This is a genomic window from Pseudorhodoferax sp. Leaf265, assembly GCF_001422365.1.
Classification (GTDB): Bacteria; Pseudomonadota; Gammaproteobacteria; order Burkholderiales; family Burkholderiaceae_C; genus Pseudorhodoferax.
Genome location: NZ_LMMT01000004.1, coordinates 133,589 through 150,694 on the forward strand (window position 1 = coordinate 133,589; position 17,106 = coordinate 150,694).

At 68.0% G+C, this 17,106-nt stretch carries 11 protein-coding genes and 1 pseudogene; 8 read left to right on the forward strand and 4 right to left on the reverse strand.

Annotated features, from left to right (window positions below; genetic code table 11):
* Positions 1–7: 7 nt before the first annotated feature.
* The 5 genes from ASF45_RS06885 (at position 8) to ASF45_RS06905 (ending at position 8,668) form a co-directional block, all read left to right on the forward strand.
* Complete coding sequence (locus ASF45_RS06885; protein WP_056659122.1) at positions 8–385, forward strand: VOC family protein; 378 nt, start codon at positions 8–10, stop codon at positions 383–385.
* A 97-nt stretch (positions 386–482) separates the two neighbouring features.
* Positions 483–2,036, forward strand: a complete 1,554-nt coding sequence (locus ASF45_RS06890) for a class I SAM-dependent DNA methyltransferase (protein ID WP_056659124.1) — start codon at positions 483–485, stop codon at positions 2,034–2,036.
* Positions 2,037–2,130: 94 nt separating this feature from the next.
* Positions 2,131–3,348 (forward strand): restriction endonuclease subunit S, encoded by a 1,218-nt coding sequence (locus ASF45_RS06895; protein WP_235580840.1) that lies wholly within the window; start codon positions 2,131–2,133, stop codon positions 3,346–3,348.
* The gene (locus ASF45_RS06900) at positions 3,348–5,072 is read left to right on the forward strand and encodes an RNA-binding domain-containing protein (protein WP_056659130.1); all 1,725 of its coding nucleotides are present in this window, start codon (positions 3,348–3,350) and stop codon (positions 5,070–5,072) included. The genes ASF45_RS06895 and ASF45_RS06900 overlap by 1 nt, the downstream gene beginning before the upstream one ends.
* 398 nt (positions 5,073–5,470) lie before the next feature.
* Positions 5,471–8,668 (forward strand): type I restriction endonuclease subunit R, encoded by a 3,198-nt coding sequence (locus tag ASF45_RS06905; protein ID WP_056659134.1) that lies wholly within the window; start codon positions 5,471–5,473, stop codon positions 8,666–8,668.
* Positions 8,669–8,677: 9 nt separating this feature from the next.
* Here ASF45_RS06905 and katG read toward each other — a convergent pair whose 3' ends face one another.
* From katG to ASF45_RS06920, 4 genes and pseudogenes are all read right to left on the reverse strand, one after another.
* Positions 8,678–10,855, reverse strand: coding sequence for a catalase/peroxidase HPI (katG, locus tag ASF45_RS06910; RefSeq protein WP_056659137.1), 2,178 nt, complete (start codon positions 10,853–10,855; stop codon positions 8,678–8,680).
* A 179-nt stretch (positions 10,856–11,034) separates the two neighbouring features.
* Positions 11,035–11,241 (reverse strand): CoA transferase, encoded by a 207-nt coding sequence (locus tag ASF45_RS36315; RefSeq protein ID WP_235580842.1) that lies wholly within the window; start codon positions 11,239–11,241, stop codon positions 11,035–11,037.
* Between the two features lie 12 nt (positions 11,242–11,253).
* Positions 11,254–11,615: pseudogene (locus ASF45_RS36320) on the reverse strand (CoA transferase); the annotation flags it as partial.
* Between the two features lie 47 nt (positions 11,616–11,662).
* The gene (locus ASF45_RS06920) at positions 11,663–12,856 is read right to left on the reverse strand and encodes an alanine--glyoxylate aminotransferase family protein (RefSeq protein WP_056659143.1); all 1,194 of its coding nucleotides are present in this window, start codon (positions 12,854–12,856) and stop codon (positions 11,663–11,665) included.
* Between the two features lie 265 nt (positions 12,857–13,121).
* Here ASF45_RS06920 and ASF45_RS06925 point away from each other — a divergent pair, with 265 nt between their 5' ends.
* The 3 genes from ASF45_RS06925 to ASF45_RS06935 are packed head-to-tail and all read left to right on the forward strand — an operon-like array spanning position 13,122 to position 17,102.
* Positions 13,122–14,561, forward strand: a complete 1,440-nt coding sequence (locus tag ASF45_RS06925; RefSeq protein ID WP_056659144.1) for an amidase — start codon at positions 13,122–13,124, stop codon at positions 14,559–14,561.
* A gap of 44 nt (positions 14,562–14,605) precedes the next feature.
* Positions 14,606–16,159 (forward strand): ABC transporter substrate-binding protein, encoded by a 1,554-nt coding sequence (locus ASF45_RS06930; protein ID WP_056659147.1) that lies wholly within the window; start codon positions 14,606–14,608, stop codon positions 16,157–16,159.
* 1 nt (position 16,160) lies between these two features.
* A complete protein-coding gene (locus ASF45_RS06935; RefSeq protein ID WP_056659150.1) occupies positions 16,161–17,102 on the forward strand; it encodes an ABC transporter permease in 942 nt (313 codons plus the stop codon).
* The last annotated feature ends 4 nt before the right edge of the window (positions 17,103–17,106 follow it).

Consider the following 17,106-nt stretch of genomic DNA (forward strand, 5'->3'; position numbering starts at 1 on the left):
CTCGACCATGATCCTCGGCATGAACCACTTCACCGTGATCGCGGAGGACCCGCAGGCCACGATGGATTTCTACACCGGCATGGTGGGGTTGACGGAGGGCTTCCGGCCCGACTTGGGCTTCCCGGGTGCCTGGCTGTACGGCGAAGACACCAGGCACGCCATCCTGCACATCTACTTCGACCGGCCCGTGCCGGCCCAGCGCGCGGGCGTGATCGACCACATGGCGTTCACGGCCAAGGGCCTCAAGGAAGTCAAGGCCCGCTTCGACGCGGCCGGCTGGAAGTACGACCTGCGGCGCCAGGCCGGGGCGCTGTGGCAGCTGTTCTGCCACGACCCGAACGGGGCCAAGGTGGAGCTGGATTTCGACAAGGCGGAGGAGCCGTAACGCGTCCGGGTGCGGGGAAGGCGGGCGCAGCGAGAATCGCCCCTCGCGCGCGCCACTCCAGGCCGGCGCAACGGGCCCACGCCCTGCCACCCGACCCATGATCGACACCATCAAGAAAACGCTTTGGGCCACCGCCGACAAGCTGCGGGCCAACATGGACGCCGCCGAGTACAAGCACCTGGTGCTCGGCCTGATCTTCCTGAAGTACATCTCCGACACCTTCAGCGCCAAGCATGCGGAACTGACGCAACGCCTGGCCGACCCTGACGACGAATACTTCTATGGCGACGCCGCGCCCGAGGACATTGCGGCCGAGCTGGAAGACCGCGACTACTACCTGGAGGCCAACGTCTTCTGGGTGCCCGAAGCCGCCCGCTGGGAGGCGGTGCGTTCCAACGCCAAGCAGACCGACATCGGCAAGCGCATCGACGAGGCGCTGAGCCTGATCGAGGCCGAGAACCCCAAGCTCAAGAACATCCTCGACAAGCGTTTTGCCCGCGCGCAATTGCCCGACGGCAAGCTGGGCGAGCTGGTGGACCTGGTGTCGACCATCGGCTTCGGCGCCACGGCCAGCGAGGCGCGCGATGTGCTGGGTCAGGTGTACGAGTACTTCCTGGGCATGTTCGCCAGCGCCGAGGGCAAGCGCGGCGGCCAGTTCTACACACCGCGCAGCATCGTCAAGACGCTGGTGGCCATCCTCGCGCCACACCACGGCAAGGTGTACGACCCGTGCTGCGGCTCGGGCGGCATGTTCGTGCAGAGCGAGGAATTCATCGAGGCCCATGGCGGAAAGCTGGGCGACGTGGCCATCTACGGCCAGGAGGCCAACCCCACCACCTGGCGCCTGGCGGCGATGAACCTGGCCATCCGCGGCATCGACTTCAACCTGGGCCGCGAGCCCGCCGACACCTTCACCCGGAACCAGTTCCCGGACCTGCGCGCCGACTTCATCCTGGCCAACCCGCCCTTCAACATCAGCGACTGGTGGCACGCCAGCCTGACGGGGGATGCGCGCTGGGTGTACGGCGACCCGCCGCAGGGCAACGCCAACTACGCCTGGCTGCAGCACATGCTGCACCACCTAAAGTCCGGCGGCCGCGCTGGCATCGTGCTGGCCAACGGTTCCATGAGCAGCAGCCAGAACAACGAAGGCCAAATCCGCGCGGCCATGGTCGATGCCGACGTGGTGGAGGTGATGGTCGCGCTGCCGGGGCAGCTGTTCTTCAATACGCAGATCCCGGCGTGCCTGTGGTTCCTGGTGAAGGAGAAACGGCAGCGGCGCGGCGAGGTGCTGTTCATCGACGCGCGCAAGCTGGCGACGATGATCAGCCGGGTGCAGTGCGAGCTGACGGATGCGGTCATCGAGCGCATCGCGGTCACGGTGGCGGCCTGGCGTGGCGAGGCTGGTGCGGGCGAATACGCCGACGTGGCGGGCTACTGCCGCAGCGTGCCGCTGGCCGAGATCGCCGAGCACGGGCATGTGCTGACGCCGGGGCGGTATGTGCGGGCCGAGGCGGTGGCGGATGACGATGCAGGCTTCGAGGCCAAGATGCAGGCGCTGACGGAGAAGCTGGGAGAGCAGATGGCGAAGGGGGCGGAGCTGGATGTGGTGATTCGGCGGAAGCTGGGAGGGCTCGGGTATGAGTACTGATTGGCCGCTAGTCTCGGCTGACGAGGTGTGCGAGCTGATCGTTGACTGCGTGAACAAGACAGCTCCGGTTGTCGACGGACCAACCCCGTACCGAATGATTCGCACGACCAATATTCGAAACGGAAGAATTGATCTGAGCGATTGCCGCTTTGTCGACGAGGCAACCTACACCAAGTGGACGCGACGTGCAGAACTACGGGGCGGCGACGTATTGCTCACGCGAGAGGCGCCGATCGGTGAGGTGGGACTCGTAGTTGAGCCGGAGGGGCTGTTCTTGGGGCAGCGGGTCATGCAGTACCGCGCCGACCCACGCATCGTCGCGCCTCGGTTTTTGCTGTACTCCTTTCTGTCACCGGATCTGCAACATCAGTTCGGCAGCCACGAGGGATCGGGGTCGGTCGTCAGCCATATTCGTGTTGGCGATTGCTTCAAGTTCAAGTTAAGGCTCCCCCCGCTGGCTGTACAAGTTGAAATCGCAAATTTGCTGGGCGCCCTCGACGATCGCATCGCCCTCCTGCGCGAAACCAACGCCACCCTCGAAGCCATCGCGCAGGCGCTGTTCAAGTCGTGGTTCGTCGACTTCGATCCCGTTCGCGCCAAGATCCAAGGCCTGCCGCCGGCCGGCATGGACGAAGCCACGGCGGCCTTGTTTCCGGATGGGTTCGAGGAATCGGCGCTTGGGTCAGTGCCCACAGGATGGGCCATTCGCCCCATCGGTGATGCCGTCGAATGCATAGGCGGGGCTACGCCCGACACAAAGGACCCGAGCTACTGGAACCCGGAAGAGCACGCATGGACCACTCCCAAGGATCTTTCAGGCTTGCCAGCGCCCGTGCTACTGAAGACCGAGAGGCGACTATCGGCCAAGGGACTGGCGAAAATCGGCTCCGGACTGTTGCCCGCTGGGACTTTGCTGTTGTCGTCACGCGCTCCAATCGGGTATCTCGCGATCGCTCAGATGCCGGTAGCCATCAATCAAGGCTATATCGCCATCCCCCCGGGCGGCCTGTTGCCGCCGCTCTACGTGCTCTTCTGGTGCCAGCAAAACATGGAAGGCATCAAAGCGCGGGCCAATGGATCGACCTTCATGGAGATCAGCAAGAAAGCGTTTCGGCCAATTCTCACGTTGGTGCCCTCGCCACCCGTGATCGAGGCCTTTCTCGCTATCGCGTCCCCGCTGTTTAGTCGCTTGGTTTCGAATGAACAGCAGGCTCAAACCCTCGCCACCCTCCGCGACACCCTGCTCCCCCGCCTGATCTCCGGCCAACTGCGCCTGCCCGAGGCCATCGCCGAAGTGGAGGAAATCGCCTGATGGCCATCCCCGACACCACCGCGCTCCACCGCCTGCTTGACCAACTGGACGTCTGCATCGCCGACGACCTGGAAAGCGAGTTTCTGGACTTCAAGCCCTGGCAGGGGCCGAGGGAAGACCTGAAGCTGGCCTGCGAGTACGCGGCCTGCTTCGCCAACGCGGCAGGCGGCATGGTGGTGTTCGGCGTGGCGGACAAGGTGCGGGGCCGCGCCCAGGCCATCCACGGTGTGCGGGGCTACGACCTGGATGTGTTCCGGCGCGGCATCTTCGACGGCACCCGGCCGGGTGTGTCCGCCGAGGTGTTCGAGATCGAGGTGCCCGAGGGCACGGGCAAGCTGCTGGTGGTGCGCGTGCCCGAGGGCGCCAGCAAACCGTATGGCACAGCGGCGGGCCTGTTCAAGCAGCGCGTCGGCAAGAACTGCATGCCGCTGGACCCGATGAGCTTTCAGCACGCCCAGGTGCGCAGCGCGGCGGTGGACTGGAGCGGCGCGCCCGCACTGGGCTTGCGGCTTCAGGATCTCGACCCGCTGCAGATCGAGCGTGCACGCCAGGTGCTGCGCAGCAAGTCGCCTTCGTCCGGCCTGCTGGAACTGCCGGACCCGGCGTTTCTCAGCGGACTGGAGGCCATGCGCAACGGGCAGGTCACGCACACCGGCCTGCTGTTGTTCGCGCGCCGCGAGGTGCTGGCGCAGCATTGCCCGCAGGCGCAGTTCCACTACGTATTGCACGACGGCGAGACCAGCGTGGCCCGCAACGACATCGACCGGCTGCCGCTGCTGGAGGCGGTGGAGCGCATGGAGCAGGTGTTCACGGGACCGTTGAACCCGGAGAAGGAAGTCGACCTCGGGCTGTTCAAGCTGCGCATTCCGCAGTTCCCATTGGAGGGCGTGCGCGAAGCCGTGCTGAACGCGCTGACGCACCGCGACTACCTGAACCCGGGCGAGGTGCTGGTGCGCCACTCCGACAAGGAACTGGTGGTCACCAGCCCCGGCGGCTTCGTGGCGGGCATCACGCCTGAGAACATCCTGCGGCACGAGGCGGTGCCGCGCAACCGCACGCTGGCCAACGCGCTGGTGAAGCTGCGACTGGTGGAGTCATCCGGCATCGGGCGGCGGCGCATTTTTCGATCCGCGTTGGTGTTCGGCAAACGCCGGCCCGAGTACCAGACGGACGGGCATTCGGTCACGCTGCGCATGTTCAACCGCGAGGCCCATGACGCACTGGCAAGGTTGGTCGCCGGCCTGGACGCGCAGGGTGCCGAGGTGGCACTGGACCACATGCTGGTGCTCGATGCGCTGCTGACGCAGGACTTCATCGACGCCGCTCAGGCCGCCGAGGTGCTGCAACTGCCAAGGGACGACGCCCGCCGCACTCTGGATGCCATGTGTCTGCCGCCATTGGGTCTGCTGGAACGCAGAGGCCATACGTCCGCAGCGACCTTCCACCTGGCCAAGGGCGTGGCCAAGGAATTGAAGGGCAAGGCGGCCTACACGCGGACCCGCGGTTTGAACCCGATCCGTTATGCGGAAATGGTGCGGGAGTACCTGCGCGACCACCAGCGCATCGAGAACGCCGAGTTGCGCGAATTGCTGGGGCTGGGCAATTCACCCTCAGCGCAGGTGGAAGCGTCGCGGTATCTGAAGAAATGGAGCCAGCCCGACGGATTTCTGGACAGGCAGAGGGTCCGCGATACCTACGTCTACTCGCTGCGATCAAGGGCTTAGCAAAGTGCTTAGCAGATCGTGCATGCCAAGTCAGCATCTGGGAAAGCCTTTTCCAATCATTGACTTAGCGCTTAGCTTGTTAAGCGATCTGCTAAGCGCCGCGAGTCAAAAAGCGAAAAGCCCCGATGAACCAACCGAGGCTGTAGCGCCGACCAGGAACCCCCAATCCACTTGGAGCCGGAGTGTACGGCGCGCCCCGCGGCCATCCTCACACGCAAGCGTTCTTTCGTACGGTCGCGCCACATGCAAGCGTTCTTCAATTGCACGGGCACCGTAGCCATCCAGAAAACCGAGATTTCTATGCAGATCAGGGGCGACATGTATAGAAAATCGCGTTTTCCTTGCACATCACGGGTTCTATTCCCATTGGGGATGGCACCAGCCCGGCCAAAGGCAGCATGACCGAAAGCCAACTCGAACAGGAATGCCTCACCTGGCTGGCCAACGTGGGCTGGCAGCCGCTGCACGGCCCCGACATCGCCCCCGACGGCGCCACGCCCGAGCGCGACAGCTACCGCCAGGTGCTGCTGCTCGGCCGCCTGCGACAGGCCGTGGCCACGCTGAATCCAGGCGTGCCCGCGGCCGCACGCGACGACGCCATCCGCCAGGTGCTGGACCTGGGCACGCCGGTGCTGCTGGCCGCCAACCGCCAGTTCCACCGCCTGCTGGTGGGTGGCGTGCCCGTGCAGTACCAGAAGGACGGCGAAACCCGGGGCGACTTCGTGCGGCTGGTGGACTGGGCCGACCCGGCGCGCAACGCGTGGCTCGCGGTCACGCAGTTCTCCATCACCGGGCCGCACCACACGCGCCGGCCTGACATCGTGCTGTTCGTCAACGGCCTGCCGCTGGTGCTCATCGAGCTGAAGAACCCGGCCGACCTGAACGCCGACGTGTGGAAGGCGTTCCACCAGATCCAGACCTACAAGGCGCAGATCGCCGATGCCTTCCAGACCAACGAGCTGCTGGTGATCTCGGACGGCACGGACGCGCTGCTGGGCTCGCTCTCGGCCGACAGCGAGCGCTTCATGGCCTGGCGCACCATCGACGGCGTAACGCTCGACCCGCTGGGGCAGTTCAATGGGTTGGAAACGCTGGTGCGCGGCGTGCTGGCACCGGCCTATCTGCTCGACTACCTGCGCTTCTTCGTGCTGTTCGAAGATGACGGCAGCGGCCTCGTCAAGAAGATCGCCGGTTACCACCAGTTCCACGCCGTGCGTGCGGCCATCGCGCAGGTGGTGGCCGCGTCGCGCCCCGACGGCCCTGCCAGCCTGCGTGGAAAGGGCGGCGTGGTCTGGCACACCCAGGGCAGCGGCAAGAGCATCACCATGACCTGCTTCGCAGCGCGGGTGATGCAGGAGCCGGCGATGCAGAACCCGACCATCGTCGTCATCACCGACCGCAACGACCTGGACGGGCAGCTGTTCGGCGTGTTCTCGCTGGCGCAAGACCTGTTGCGCGAGCAGCCGATGCAGGCCCGCACGCGGCAGGAGCTGCGCGCACTGTTGGGCAACCGGCCCAGCGGCGGCATCGTGTTCGCGACGATCCAGAAGTTCATGCCGGGCGAGGACGAAGACCACTTCCCGCTGTTGTCGGACCGGCACAACGTGGTGGTGATCGCCGACGAGGCGCACCGCACGCAGTACGGTTTCGAGGCCAAGCTGAAGACGGCCAAGCCACCCCGGCGCGATGCCGGACCCACGGTGCTGACCACGGGCAGCGGCGAGCCGACGCCGTACAAGGTGGCGCTTGCGCCGCCGGCTGACCGCTACCAGGTGGGCTATGCACAGCACCTGCGCGACGCGCTGCCGCACGCCACCTTCGTGGCCTTCACCGGCACGCCGGTGGCCAGCGAAGACCGCGACACGCGTGCCGTGTTCGGCGACTACATCAGCGTCTACGACATGCAGCAGGCCAAGGAAGATGGCGCCACCGTGGCCATCTACTACGAAAGCCGGCTGGCCAGGCTGGGGCTCAAGGCCGACGAACTGGCCACCATCGACGACGAGGTGGACGAACTCGCCGAAGACGAGGAAGAAAGCCAGCAAGCCAAGCTCAAGAGCCGCTGGGCCGCGCTGGAGAAGGTGGTGGGCGCCGAGCCGCGCATCACCAGTGTGGCGGCCGACCTGGTGGCGCACTTCGAGGAGCGCGACAAGGCCCAGCCCGGCAAGGCGATGGTGGTGGCCATGAGCCGCGAGATCTGCGTGCACCTGTACGACGAGATCACGCGGCTCCGGCCCGACTGGCACAGTGCCGACCCGGAACAAGGCGCCATCAAGATCGTGATGACGGGCTCGGCCAGCGACAAGGCGCTGCTGCGCCCGCACATCTACAGCACGCAGGTGAAGAAGCGGCTGGAAAAGCGCTTCAAGGATCCGGCCGACCCGCTGCGCATCGTGATCGTGCGCGACATGTGGCTCACCGGTTTCGACGCACCCTGCGTGCACACGCTCTACGTCGACAAGCCCATGAAGGGCCACAACCTGATGCAGGCCATTGCGCGCGTGAACCGCGTGTTCAAGGACAAGCAGGGCGGGTTGGTGGTGGACTACATCGGCATCGCCAACGAGCTGAAGTCGGCGCTCAAGGAGTACACGGCCAGCCAGGGCCGCGGCCGCCCGACCGTGGACGCGCACGAGGCCTGGAGCGTGCTGGCCGAGAAGCTGGATGCGTTGCGCGGCATGCTGGCCGGAACGAACGGGCACGGGTACGACTACAGCGGCTTCCTGACCGGCGGGCACAAGACACTGGCCGGCGCCGCGAACCATGTGCTGGGCCTGAAGGACGGCAAGAAGCGCTTTGCCGATCTGGCGCTGGCCATGAGCCGGGCGTTCACGCTGTGCTGCACGCTCGACGAGGCCAAGGCCGTGCGCGAGGAGGTGGCCTTCTTCCAGGGCGTGAAGGTGATCCTGACCAAGCGCGACATCAGCGCCACGAGGAAGACCGACGAGCAACGCGAGCTGGCCATCCGCCAGATCATCGGTTCGGCGGTGGTGTCGGAGGATGTGGTCGACATCTTCCACGCGGTGGGCCTGGACAAGCCGAACATCGGCATCCTGGACGACGCCTTCCTGGCCGAGGTGCGCAACCTGCCGGAACGCAACCTGGCGGTGGAACTGCTGGAACGCCTGCTGGAAGGCGAGATCCAATCGCGCTTTGCCAGCAATGTGGTGCAGAACAAGAAATTCTCCGACATGCTGACGAACGTGGTGCAGCGCTATCAGAACCGCTCCATCGAAGCCGCCCAGGTGATGGAAGAACTGGTGCAGATGGCGAAGAAGTTCCGCGAGGCGGCCGGCCGTGGCGAGCAGTTGGGCTTGAACGAGGACGAGGTGCGCTTCTACGACGCCCTCGTCGACAACGCCTCGGCCGTGCGCGAGCTGACCGACGAGACGCTGAAGAAAATCGCCCACGAACTCGCGGACAACCTGCGCAAGAACCTGACGGTGGACTGGTCGGCACGCGAAAGTGTGCAGGCCAAGCTACGGCTGATGGTCAAGCGCATCCTGCGCAAGTACAAGTACCCGCCGGACCAGCAGGATACAGCGGTTGAACTGGTTCTGCAGCAGGCCCACGCGCTCGGCGAAGCGTGGGCCTGATGGTTTCGCTCAAACGATGTCGAAGCGGTCCAGCTCCATGACCTTGGTCCAGGCCCGGGCGAAGTCGGCCACGAACTTCTGCTGCGCGTCCGCGCTGGCATAGACCTCGGCCAGCGCACGCAGCACGGCGTTGGAGCCGAACACCAGATCAGCGCGCGTGGCGGTGTACTTCAAGGCGCCGCTCTGGCGGTCGCGGCCCTCGTACACGCCGGCCTCGGCGGCCGGCTTCCAGACCGTGCCCATGTCCAGGATGTTGGCGAAGAAGTCGCAGCTCAAGGTGCCCGGCCTGTCGGTCAGCACGCCATGGGGACTGCCACCGGTGTTGATGTTGATCGCGCGCAGGCCGCCGACCAGCACCGTGAGTTCGGGCGCCGTCAGCGTGAGCAGCTGGGCCTTGTCGACCAGCGCCACCTCGGCCGGCGTGTCGGCGCCTGCGGCCACGTAATTGCGGAAGCCGTCGGCCGCCGGCTCCATGGCCTCGAAGGAGCCGATGTCGGTCTGTGCCTGCGAGGCGTCGGCGCGGCCCGGCGTGAAGGGCAAGGTCAGCGCATGGCCGGCCGCCTTGGCCGCCTGCTCCACGCCGGCGTTGCCGGCCAACACGATGAGATCGGCCAGCGAGACCTTCTTGCCACCCGTGGCCGCCACATTGAACACGGCCTGGATGGTCTCCAGTGCCGACAGCACCTTGGCCAGCTGGACCGGGTCGTTGGCGGCCCAGTCCTTCTGCGGGGCCAGCCGCACGCGCGCACCGTTGGCGCCGCCGCGCTTGTCGCCGCCGCGGAAGGTGGCGGCCGACGCCCAGGCCGTGGCGACGAGTTCGGACACCGTCAGCCCCGCGGCCAGCACCTGGGCCTTGAGCGCGGCCTGGTCCTGCGCATCGATGAGCGGGTGGTCCACCGCGGGCACGGGGTCCTGCCAGATCAGTTCTTCCTTGGGCACTTCGGGACCCAGGTAGCGCGCCAGCGGGCCCATGTCGCGGTGCGTGAGCTTGAACCAGGCGCGCGCGAAGGCTTCGTTGAAGGCCTGCGGGTCGTTCAGGAAGCGGCGCGAGATCTTCTCGAAGCCGGGGTCGAAGCGCAGCGTGAGGTCGGTCACCAGCATGGTGGGCTTGCGCTTCTTCGCTGGGTCGAACGGGTCGGGGATCAGTTCCGGCGCGTCCTTGGCCTCGAACTGGATGGCGCCGGCCGGGCTGCGCGTCTGCACCCAGTCGTACTTGAACAGGTTCTCGAAGAAATGGTTGCTCCACTGCGTGGGCGTCTGCGTCCACACCACCTCCAGGCCCGAGGTGATGGCGTCGGCACCGACGCCGCTGCCGTGGCCGCTGACCCAGCCCAGGCCCATGTTCTCGATGGCGCCGCCTTCGGGGTCCGCGCCCACGTGCGAGGCCGCCGCCGCGCCGTGCGTCTTGCCCAGCGTGTGGCCACCGGCGATCAGCGCGACGATCTCCTCGTCGTCCATGGCCATGTTGCCGAAGGTGGCGCGGATGGCGGCCGCGGCCGAGGCCGGGTCGCCGCTGGCGTTGGGACCTTCGGGGTTGACGTAGATCAGCCCCATCTCGGTGGCCGACAGCGGGCTCTTGGCCAGCGTCTCGGGGTCGCGGTGGGTCAGCCAGGCGCTCTCGCCGCCCCAGTTCACGTCCAGGTCGGGTTCCCACACGTCCTCACGGCCGGCGCCGAAGCCGAAGGTGCGAAAGCCGCTGTTCTCCAGCGCCACGTTGCCGGCCAGGATGATGAGGTCGGCCCAGGAGATCTTCTGGCCGTACTTCTGCTTGACCGGCCACAGCAGCCGGCGCGCCTTGTCCAGGCTCACGTTGTCGGGCCAGCTGTTCAGCGGCGCGAAACGCTGCTGCCCGCGGCCACCGCCGCCGCGGCCGTCGGCGATGCGGTAGGTGCCCGCGCTGTGCCAGGCCATGCGGATGAACAGGCCCGCGTAGGTGCCCCAGTCGGCCGGCCACCAGCTCTGCGAATCGGTCAGCACCGCCTTGATGTCGCCCTTGAGCGCGGCGTAGTCCAGCGACTGGAACGCGGCGCGGTAGTCGAACGCCTCGCCCAGCGGGTTGCTGCGCTCGGAGTGCTGGTTCAGCAGGTCCACGCGCAGCTGCTGGGGCCACCAGTCGCGGTTGCTGCGGCCACTGCCGGCCGTGCGGTGGAAGGGGCATTGGGCGGGGGCGTTCTGGTCGGTGCTCATGGGCTTTCTCCTTGTGGGTGCGAACGGGAAGCGGCATTCTGGTGCGAAAACCGTGTCGCCCGGATTGCCATTTCCGATGCCTGCGATAGGGTCGGCGCGCGGCATGGTGGGTCGCCGCGCAGGGGGGCACGCCTCGCTCGGCACAGAACGCCTCGCCGCCCGCCCCGACGGCCGCGGCCTCAGCCGCCGGCCCACTCCCGCGCCAGATCCTCGACCGTGTGCTGGCCCAGCGTGGGCGCCGGCCGGCGCACGCTGCCCGGCGTGCGCGAGAACGCGGTCGGGATGCCCAGCATGCGCAGCGCGCCCTCGCTCGGATGCGCATGCGGTGCGAACATGCCGGTCTGTTGCAGGGGCGGGTCGGCGGGCAGGTCCTTCAGCGCGAGCACCGGGGAATTCGGGATGTCGTCGAAGGCCGGCCGGCCCGCGTAGGGCCCGCGCTCGGAGAAGCCGTAGGCGCCGCAGGTGACGAGCCGCGGGTTGCATGCGCGCAGGCTGGCATCGTCCAGGCCCAGGCGGGCCATGGCCGCGGGCCGCGCGTTGGAGACGAACACGTCGGCATGGCGCGCGATCTCGCGCAGCTGCTCGGCCTGGTCGGGCTGCTTCAGATCCAGCACGATGTTGCGGTTCAGGTTCAGGAAGGGCGCGCCCATGCCGGCATGGCGGGCCGGCGCCACGTGGCGGAACACGTCGCCGCCCCGGGCCTCGAACTTGACCACATCGGCGCCCATGTCGGCCAGGATCCGTGTGGCGCAGGGGCCATCGCGACCGAGGTCAGGTCGAGCGCGCGCACGCCAGCGAGCGGGCCGCTCACTGCGGAGCCCCCAGCAGCTGCACGGCGCGCGCCACACCCGGCCCGTGCGCGATGCCGCTGGCCTGCAGCGCCGCCTCCACGCCGGCCAGGCAGCCCAGCACCATGGGCGCGTTGAGGTCGCCCAGGTGGCCGATGCGGAAGATGCGGCCGGCAAGTGCACCCAGGCCACCGGCCAGGCCGATCTGGAAGCGCTCGCGCGCCAGCCGGCGCAGCGCCTCGGGGTCGATGCCGCGCGGCACCGCGATGGTGGTGACGGAGACCGAGCGCACGGCCGCGTCACGCACGAAGAAGTCCAGCGCGCCGCCCTCGGCCCAGCCGGCCACGGCCGCCTGCACGGCCTGCGCCAGCAGCCGGTGGCGCGCGAACACGTTCGGCAGGCCTTCGGCCTCGACCAGCGCCAGCGCGGCGTGCAGGCCCATCAGCAGGTTCTGCGGCGCCGTGCCGCAGAACTTGCGGTAGTTGAGCGGGCTGCGCCGGCGCTGCCAGTCCCAATAGAAGCGCGGCGCCGGGTTGCGTTCGGCCACCTGCAGCGCGCGTGCACCGGCCGCCACGAAGGACAGGCCCGGCGGCACCATCAGCGCCTTCTGCGCCGCGCCGATGGCCACGTCCACGCCCAGCGCGCCCATGTCGAAGGGCGTAGCCGCCAGCGAGGCCACCACGTCGACCACCAACAGGGCCGGGTGGCCCGCCGCGTCGATGGCCGCGCGGAAGGCGGCAATGTCGTTGGTCACGCCACTGCCGGTGTCGGTGTGCACCACGAACACCGCGAGCACGGCCTGCGCGCGGTCGGCACGCAGCAGTTCCTCGACCGCGCCTGCATCGGCCGCGTGACCTTCGGGCCACGGCGTGCGCTGCACCTGCACCCCCAGGCCCTCGGCGTGCACGGCCCAGGCCTCGGCGAAGGGGCCGCTGCCGGCCACCAGCACGCACTGGCCTGGTGCCACCAGGTTGGTGATCGCCGCCTCCCAGGCGCCGTGGCCGTTGGCCGCGTAGAGGAACAGCTCGGTGCCGGGGCCGGCACCGAACAGGCGCGCCAGGCCCTGCTCGCAGTTGGCGATCAAGCCGTCGAGTGCGGGGTCGCCGAGCTCCATGGGCTGGGTGCCCAGGGCCTGGGCGACAGAGGGCGGCAACCGTGTAGGGCCAGGCGCATGCAGGAAGGCGACGCCGGGCTGGCGGGGGGATGGGTTCACGACAGGCTCCAGAAACAGGCGCGCCTGGAGCGCGCCACCGTGATCGCTTCACGCCAAGGTGAGCACGAAGTTTGCTTAGAAGAATCGTATCGCAATTTATATGTATTGTGAAACGATACTTTTAAGCCATCATGCACCAATTCAAGGCAACGTACCCCAGGGTTTCCACGCATCTCGCGCACGTTGCAAGGCGCACCCAAACGTGGAACCATATTTAAATGCAATATTCACAAATCGCTAAACAATACTTTTTGGAGTGGGTGGCATGAGCGTGCTGACCGCATCCGACTACGCCGCACTCGACGGCATGGCCATGGCCCAACTGCTGGCCCAGCGCCAGACCACGCCGGCCGCGCTGCTGGACGCCGCCATCGCCGCCGCCGACCGCCACAGCGCGCTCAACGCGCTGACCTACCCGCGCTACGAGGAAAGCCGCGCCCTGGCGCGCGACTGGACGCTGCGCGGCCCGTTCGGCGGCATCCCCTTCCTGCTCAAGGACTCCGGCCTGGCGTCCACACGCTTTCCGTCCAGCATCGGCTCGCGCCTGCTCGACGACACCGGCTACAGCTTCGACGCCACGCTCACGCAGCGCTTCGAACAGGCCGGGCTGCTGGCCTTCGCACGTTCCACCGTGTCGGAGCTGTGCATGGGGCCCTCGACCGAGGCCGTGCGCAACGGCGGCCCCACGCACAACCCCTGGGCGCCGGGCCGCTCGGTCGGCGGCTCCAGCGGAGGCGCGGCCGTGGCCGTGGCGGCCGGCATCGTGCCGGTGGCGCATGGCAGCGACGGCGGCGGCTCCATCCGCCTGCCGGCCTCCTGCTGCGGCGTCTATGGCCTCAAGCCCTCGCGCGGCCTGGTGCCCATGGGCCCGGCGCGCGGCGAAGGCTGGGGCGGCATGGCCGTGGACGGCGTGCTCACGCGCACGGTGCGCGACACGGCCGCCGCCATGGATGCGATCAGCGGCTACGCGGCCGGCGCGCCCTACGCCGCACCGGCCCAGCCCGCCAGCTACCTGGCGCTGACCGCGCGCGACCCGCAGCCGCTGCGCATCGGTGTCTGGCGCGAAGCCTGGAACGGCATCCCCATCGCGCCCGAATGCCTGGCCGCCGTCGAACGCACGGTGGCGCTGTGCCGCGACCTGGGCCACACCCTCGTCGAGGTGCCGCTGCCCGACATCGACTACGCCGGCTTCGTGCGCGCACACGGCACGGTGCTCGCCTCCAACATCGTGGTGGCCGTGGACAACCGCGTGCGCCTGCGCGGCCGCCCGCTCGCACCCGAAGACCTCGAGGAGACCATCCACGACGGCTATGCGGTCGGCAAGGGCCTGTCGGCCACGCAGTACGTGGACGCGATCCAGCGCTTCCACGCCATCGGCCGCGCCTTCGAGACCGCCATGGCCGGCTGCGACCTGGTCATCACGACCACGCTGGCCCAGCTGCCCCGGCCGCTGGGCGAACTCGCGCTGACGGGCGGCTTCTGGGACTTCCGCGCCAAGGTCTCGCGCTACGCGACCTTCCTTGCGGTCGTCAATGCCTCGGGCCAGCCGGCCGCCACGCTGCCGATGAACTGGACCGCCGAGGGCGTGCCCGTGGGCACCCAGTTGATCGGCCACTTCGGCCGCGAAGACCAGGTGCTGGCGCTGTCGGCCCAGCTCGAACGCGCCCTGCCCTGGGCGCAGCGCCGCCCGCCCCCCGCGGCCTGAACCGCCGATCCATCCCCTTTCACCCCGCAACCTTAAGGACACGCATGAAGAAGAACCTGCTCCTCGCCGCCCTCGCGCTGTGCACGGCCCTGGCGCTGCCCGCGGCCGCCCTGGCCCAGAACAACGTCAAGGTGGTCATGCACGCCCCGCTGCGCGTGCTCGACCCGGTGTTCACCAACGCCTATGTCACGCGCAACCACGGCTACCTGGTGTTCGACACGCTGTTTTCGCTCGACATCGACGGCAAGCCCCAGCCGCAGATGGTCGGCGACTGGAAGCTCTCGGCCGACAAGCTGGCCTACAGCTTCACGCTGCGCCCCGGCCTCAAGTTCCACGACGGCACGCCGGTGACGGCGGAGGACGTGGTCGCCTCGCTGCAACGCTGGGCCGCGCGCGACGTGCTGGGCCAGCAGCTCATGGCGGCGACCGAGAAGCTCGCGGCGGTGGACGCCAACAGCTTCACGCTGCAACTCAAGAAGCCCTTCGGCCTGGTGCTGGACGCGCTGGCCAAGCCCGGCTCGCCCGTGCCCTTCATCATGCCCAAGCGGCTGGCCAGCACCTCGCCCAACGAGGCCATCACCGAGATGGTGGGCTCGGGCCCCTACCGGTTCGTGCAGGCCGACTTCCAGCCCGGCGTGAAGGCCACCTACCTGAAGTTCGCCGACTACAAGCCACGCAGCGAGCCGGCCAGCAACTTCGCAGGCGGCAAGCAGGTGGCCATCGACCGGCTGGAGGTCGTCAACATCGCCGACGCGCAGACCGCCGTCAACGCGCTGCGCAATGGCGAGATCGACTTCATCGAGAACGTCGCGCCCGACCTCATGCCGCAGCTGGAGGGCGTGAAGAACGTCAAGACCGAGCCCAAGGCGCGCGAGGCCAACATGTACACGCTGCGCATGAATTGGACGCAGCCGCCCTTCGACAACGTCAAGGTGCGCCGCGCCGCGCTGGCCGCGCTCTACCAGGTCGACTACCTGGACGCCGCCGTCGGCGACCCCAAGCGCTACCGCGTCTGCGGCGCGGTGCTGACCTGCGCCTCGCCCTACAAGACCGACGAGGGCGCGCCCCAGGTGCGCGAACCCGACCTCGCCAAAGCCAAGCAGCTGCTCAAGGAGAGCGGCTACAAGGGCGAGAAGGTGGTGGTGCTGCACTCCACCGACGTGCGCAGCCTCGTCAACATCGCGCCCGTCACGGCGCAGGCGCTGCGCAGCATCGGCATGAACGTGGACATGCAGGCCATGGACTTCACCACGCTGCTGGCACGCCGCACCAAGAAGGACGCGATCGACAAGGGCGGCTGGAGCATCTTCCAGAGCAGCATCGTGCTGCTGGACCTCATGAACCCCGTGGTCAACCCCAACCTGGACGCCGGCTACCCGGGCTGGAGCCAGGACGAGACCATGCAGAAGCTGCGCAACCAGTTCGCCAGCGAACCCGAGGAAGCCAAGCGCGCCCAGCTGGCCAAGGACATCCAGAAGCGCGCCTACGAGCAGGTGTTCTACGTGCCGCTGGGCGAGGTCATCGAGTACAAGGCCTATACGCCCAAGATCGGCAAGCTCGTGGACGCGCAGCTGCCGCTGTTCTGGTCGGGCAAGTGACGTGCTGAACCTCGTCTTCAAGCGGCTGCTCGCGGCCGTGCCCGTGGTGCTGATCGTGGCCACGGTGGTCTTCGGCCTGCTGCGCATGGCGCCCGGCGATCCGGCCCGCGTGATCGCTGGAGACATGGCCAGCGAGGAGACCATCGCGCAGATCCGCGCCAACCTGGGCCTGGACCAGCCGCTGCTCACGCAGTACGCCTTGGCCATGGGCGCGCTGGCGCGCGGCGACCTGGGCACATCCATCGTGTCCAAGCAGCCGGTGTCCACGTTGATCGCAGCCCGACTGGGCCCCACGGGCGCGCTGGCCACCAGCGCGCTCACGCTCACGGTGCTGCTGGCCATCCCGCTGGGCGTGCTGTCGGCCTGGTGGCACCGGCGCGCCTTCGACCGCGCGACCATGGCGCTGACCGTGCTGTGCTTCTCGGTGCCGGCCTTCGTGGTCGGCTATGTGCTGATCCTGGTGTTCTCGGTCACGCTGAACTGGTTTCCGGTGCAGGGCTACGCGCCGCTGGCCGATGGCCTGGGCGGCTTCGTGCACCGGCTCGCGCTGCCCAGCCTCACGCTGGCCACGGTGTTCGTGGCGCTGATCACGCGCATCACGCGCGCCAGCATGCTCGACGTGCTGGGCGAGGACTTCGTGCGCACCGCGCGCGCCAAGGGCGCGCCCGAGCGCACCGTGCTGTTCCGCCATGCGCTGCGCAACGCGGCCGCGCCCATCGTCACCGTGGTCGGCGTGGCCATCACCACGCTGATCTCGGGCGTGGTCGTGACCGAGACCATCTTCAACATCCCCGGCGTGGGCAGCCTGATCGTGGACGCCGTGCTGGCACGCGACTACCCCGTGGTGCAGGGAACGATCCTGTTCTTCTCCTTCATCTACGTATTCGTGAACCTGGCGATCGACCTGGTCTATGTCCTCCTCGACCCCCGCATCCGGTACTGAACCC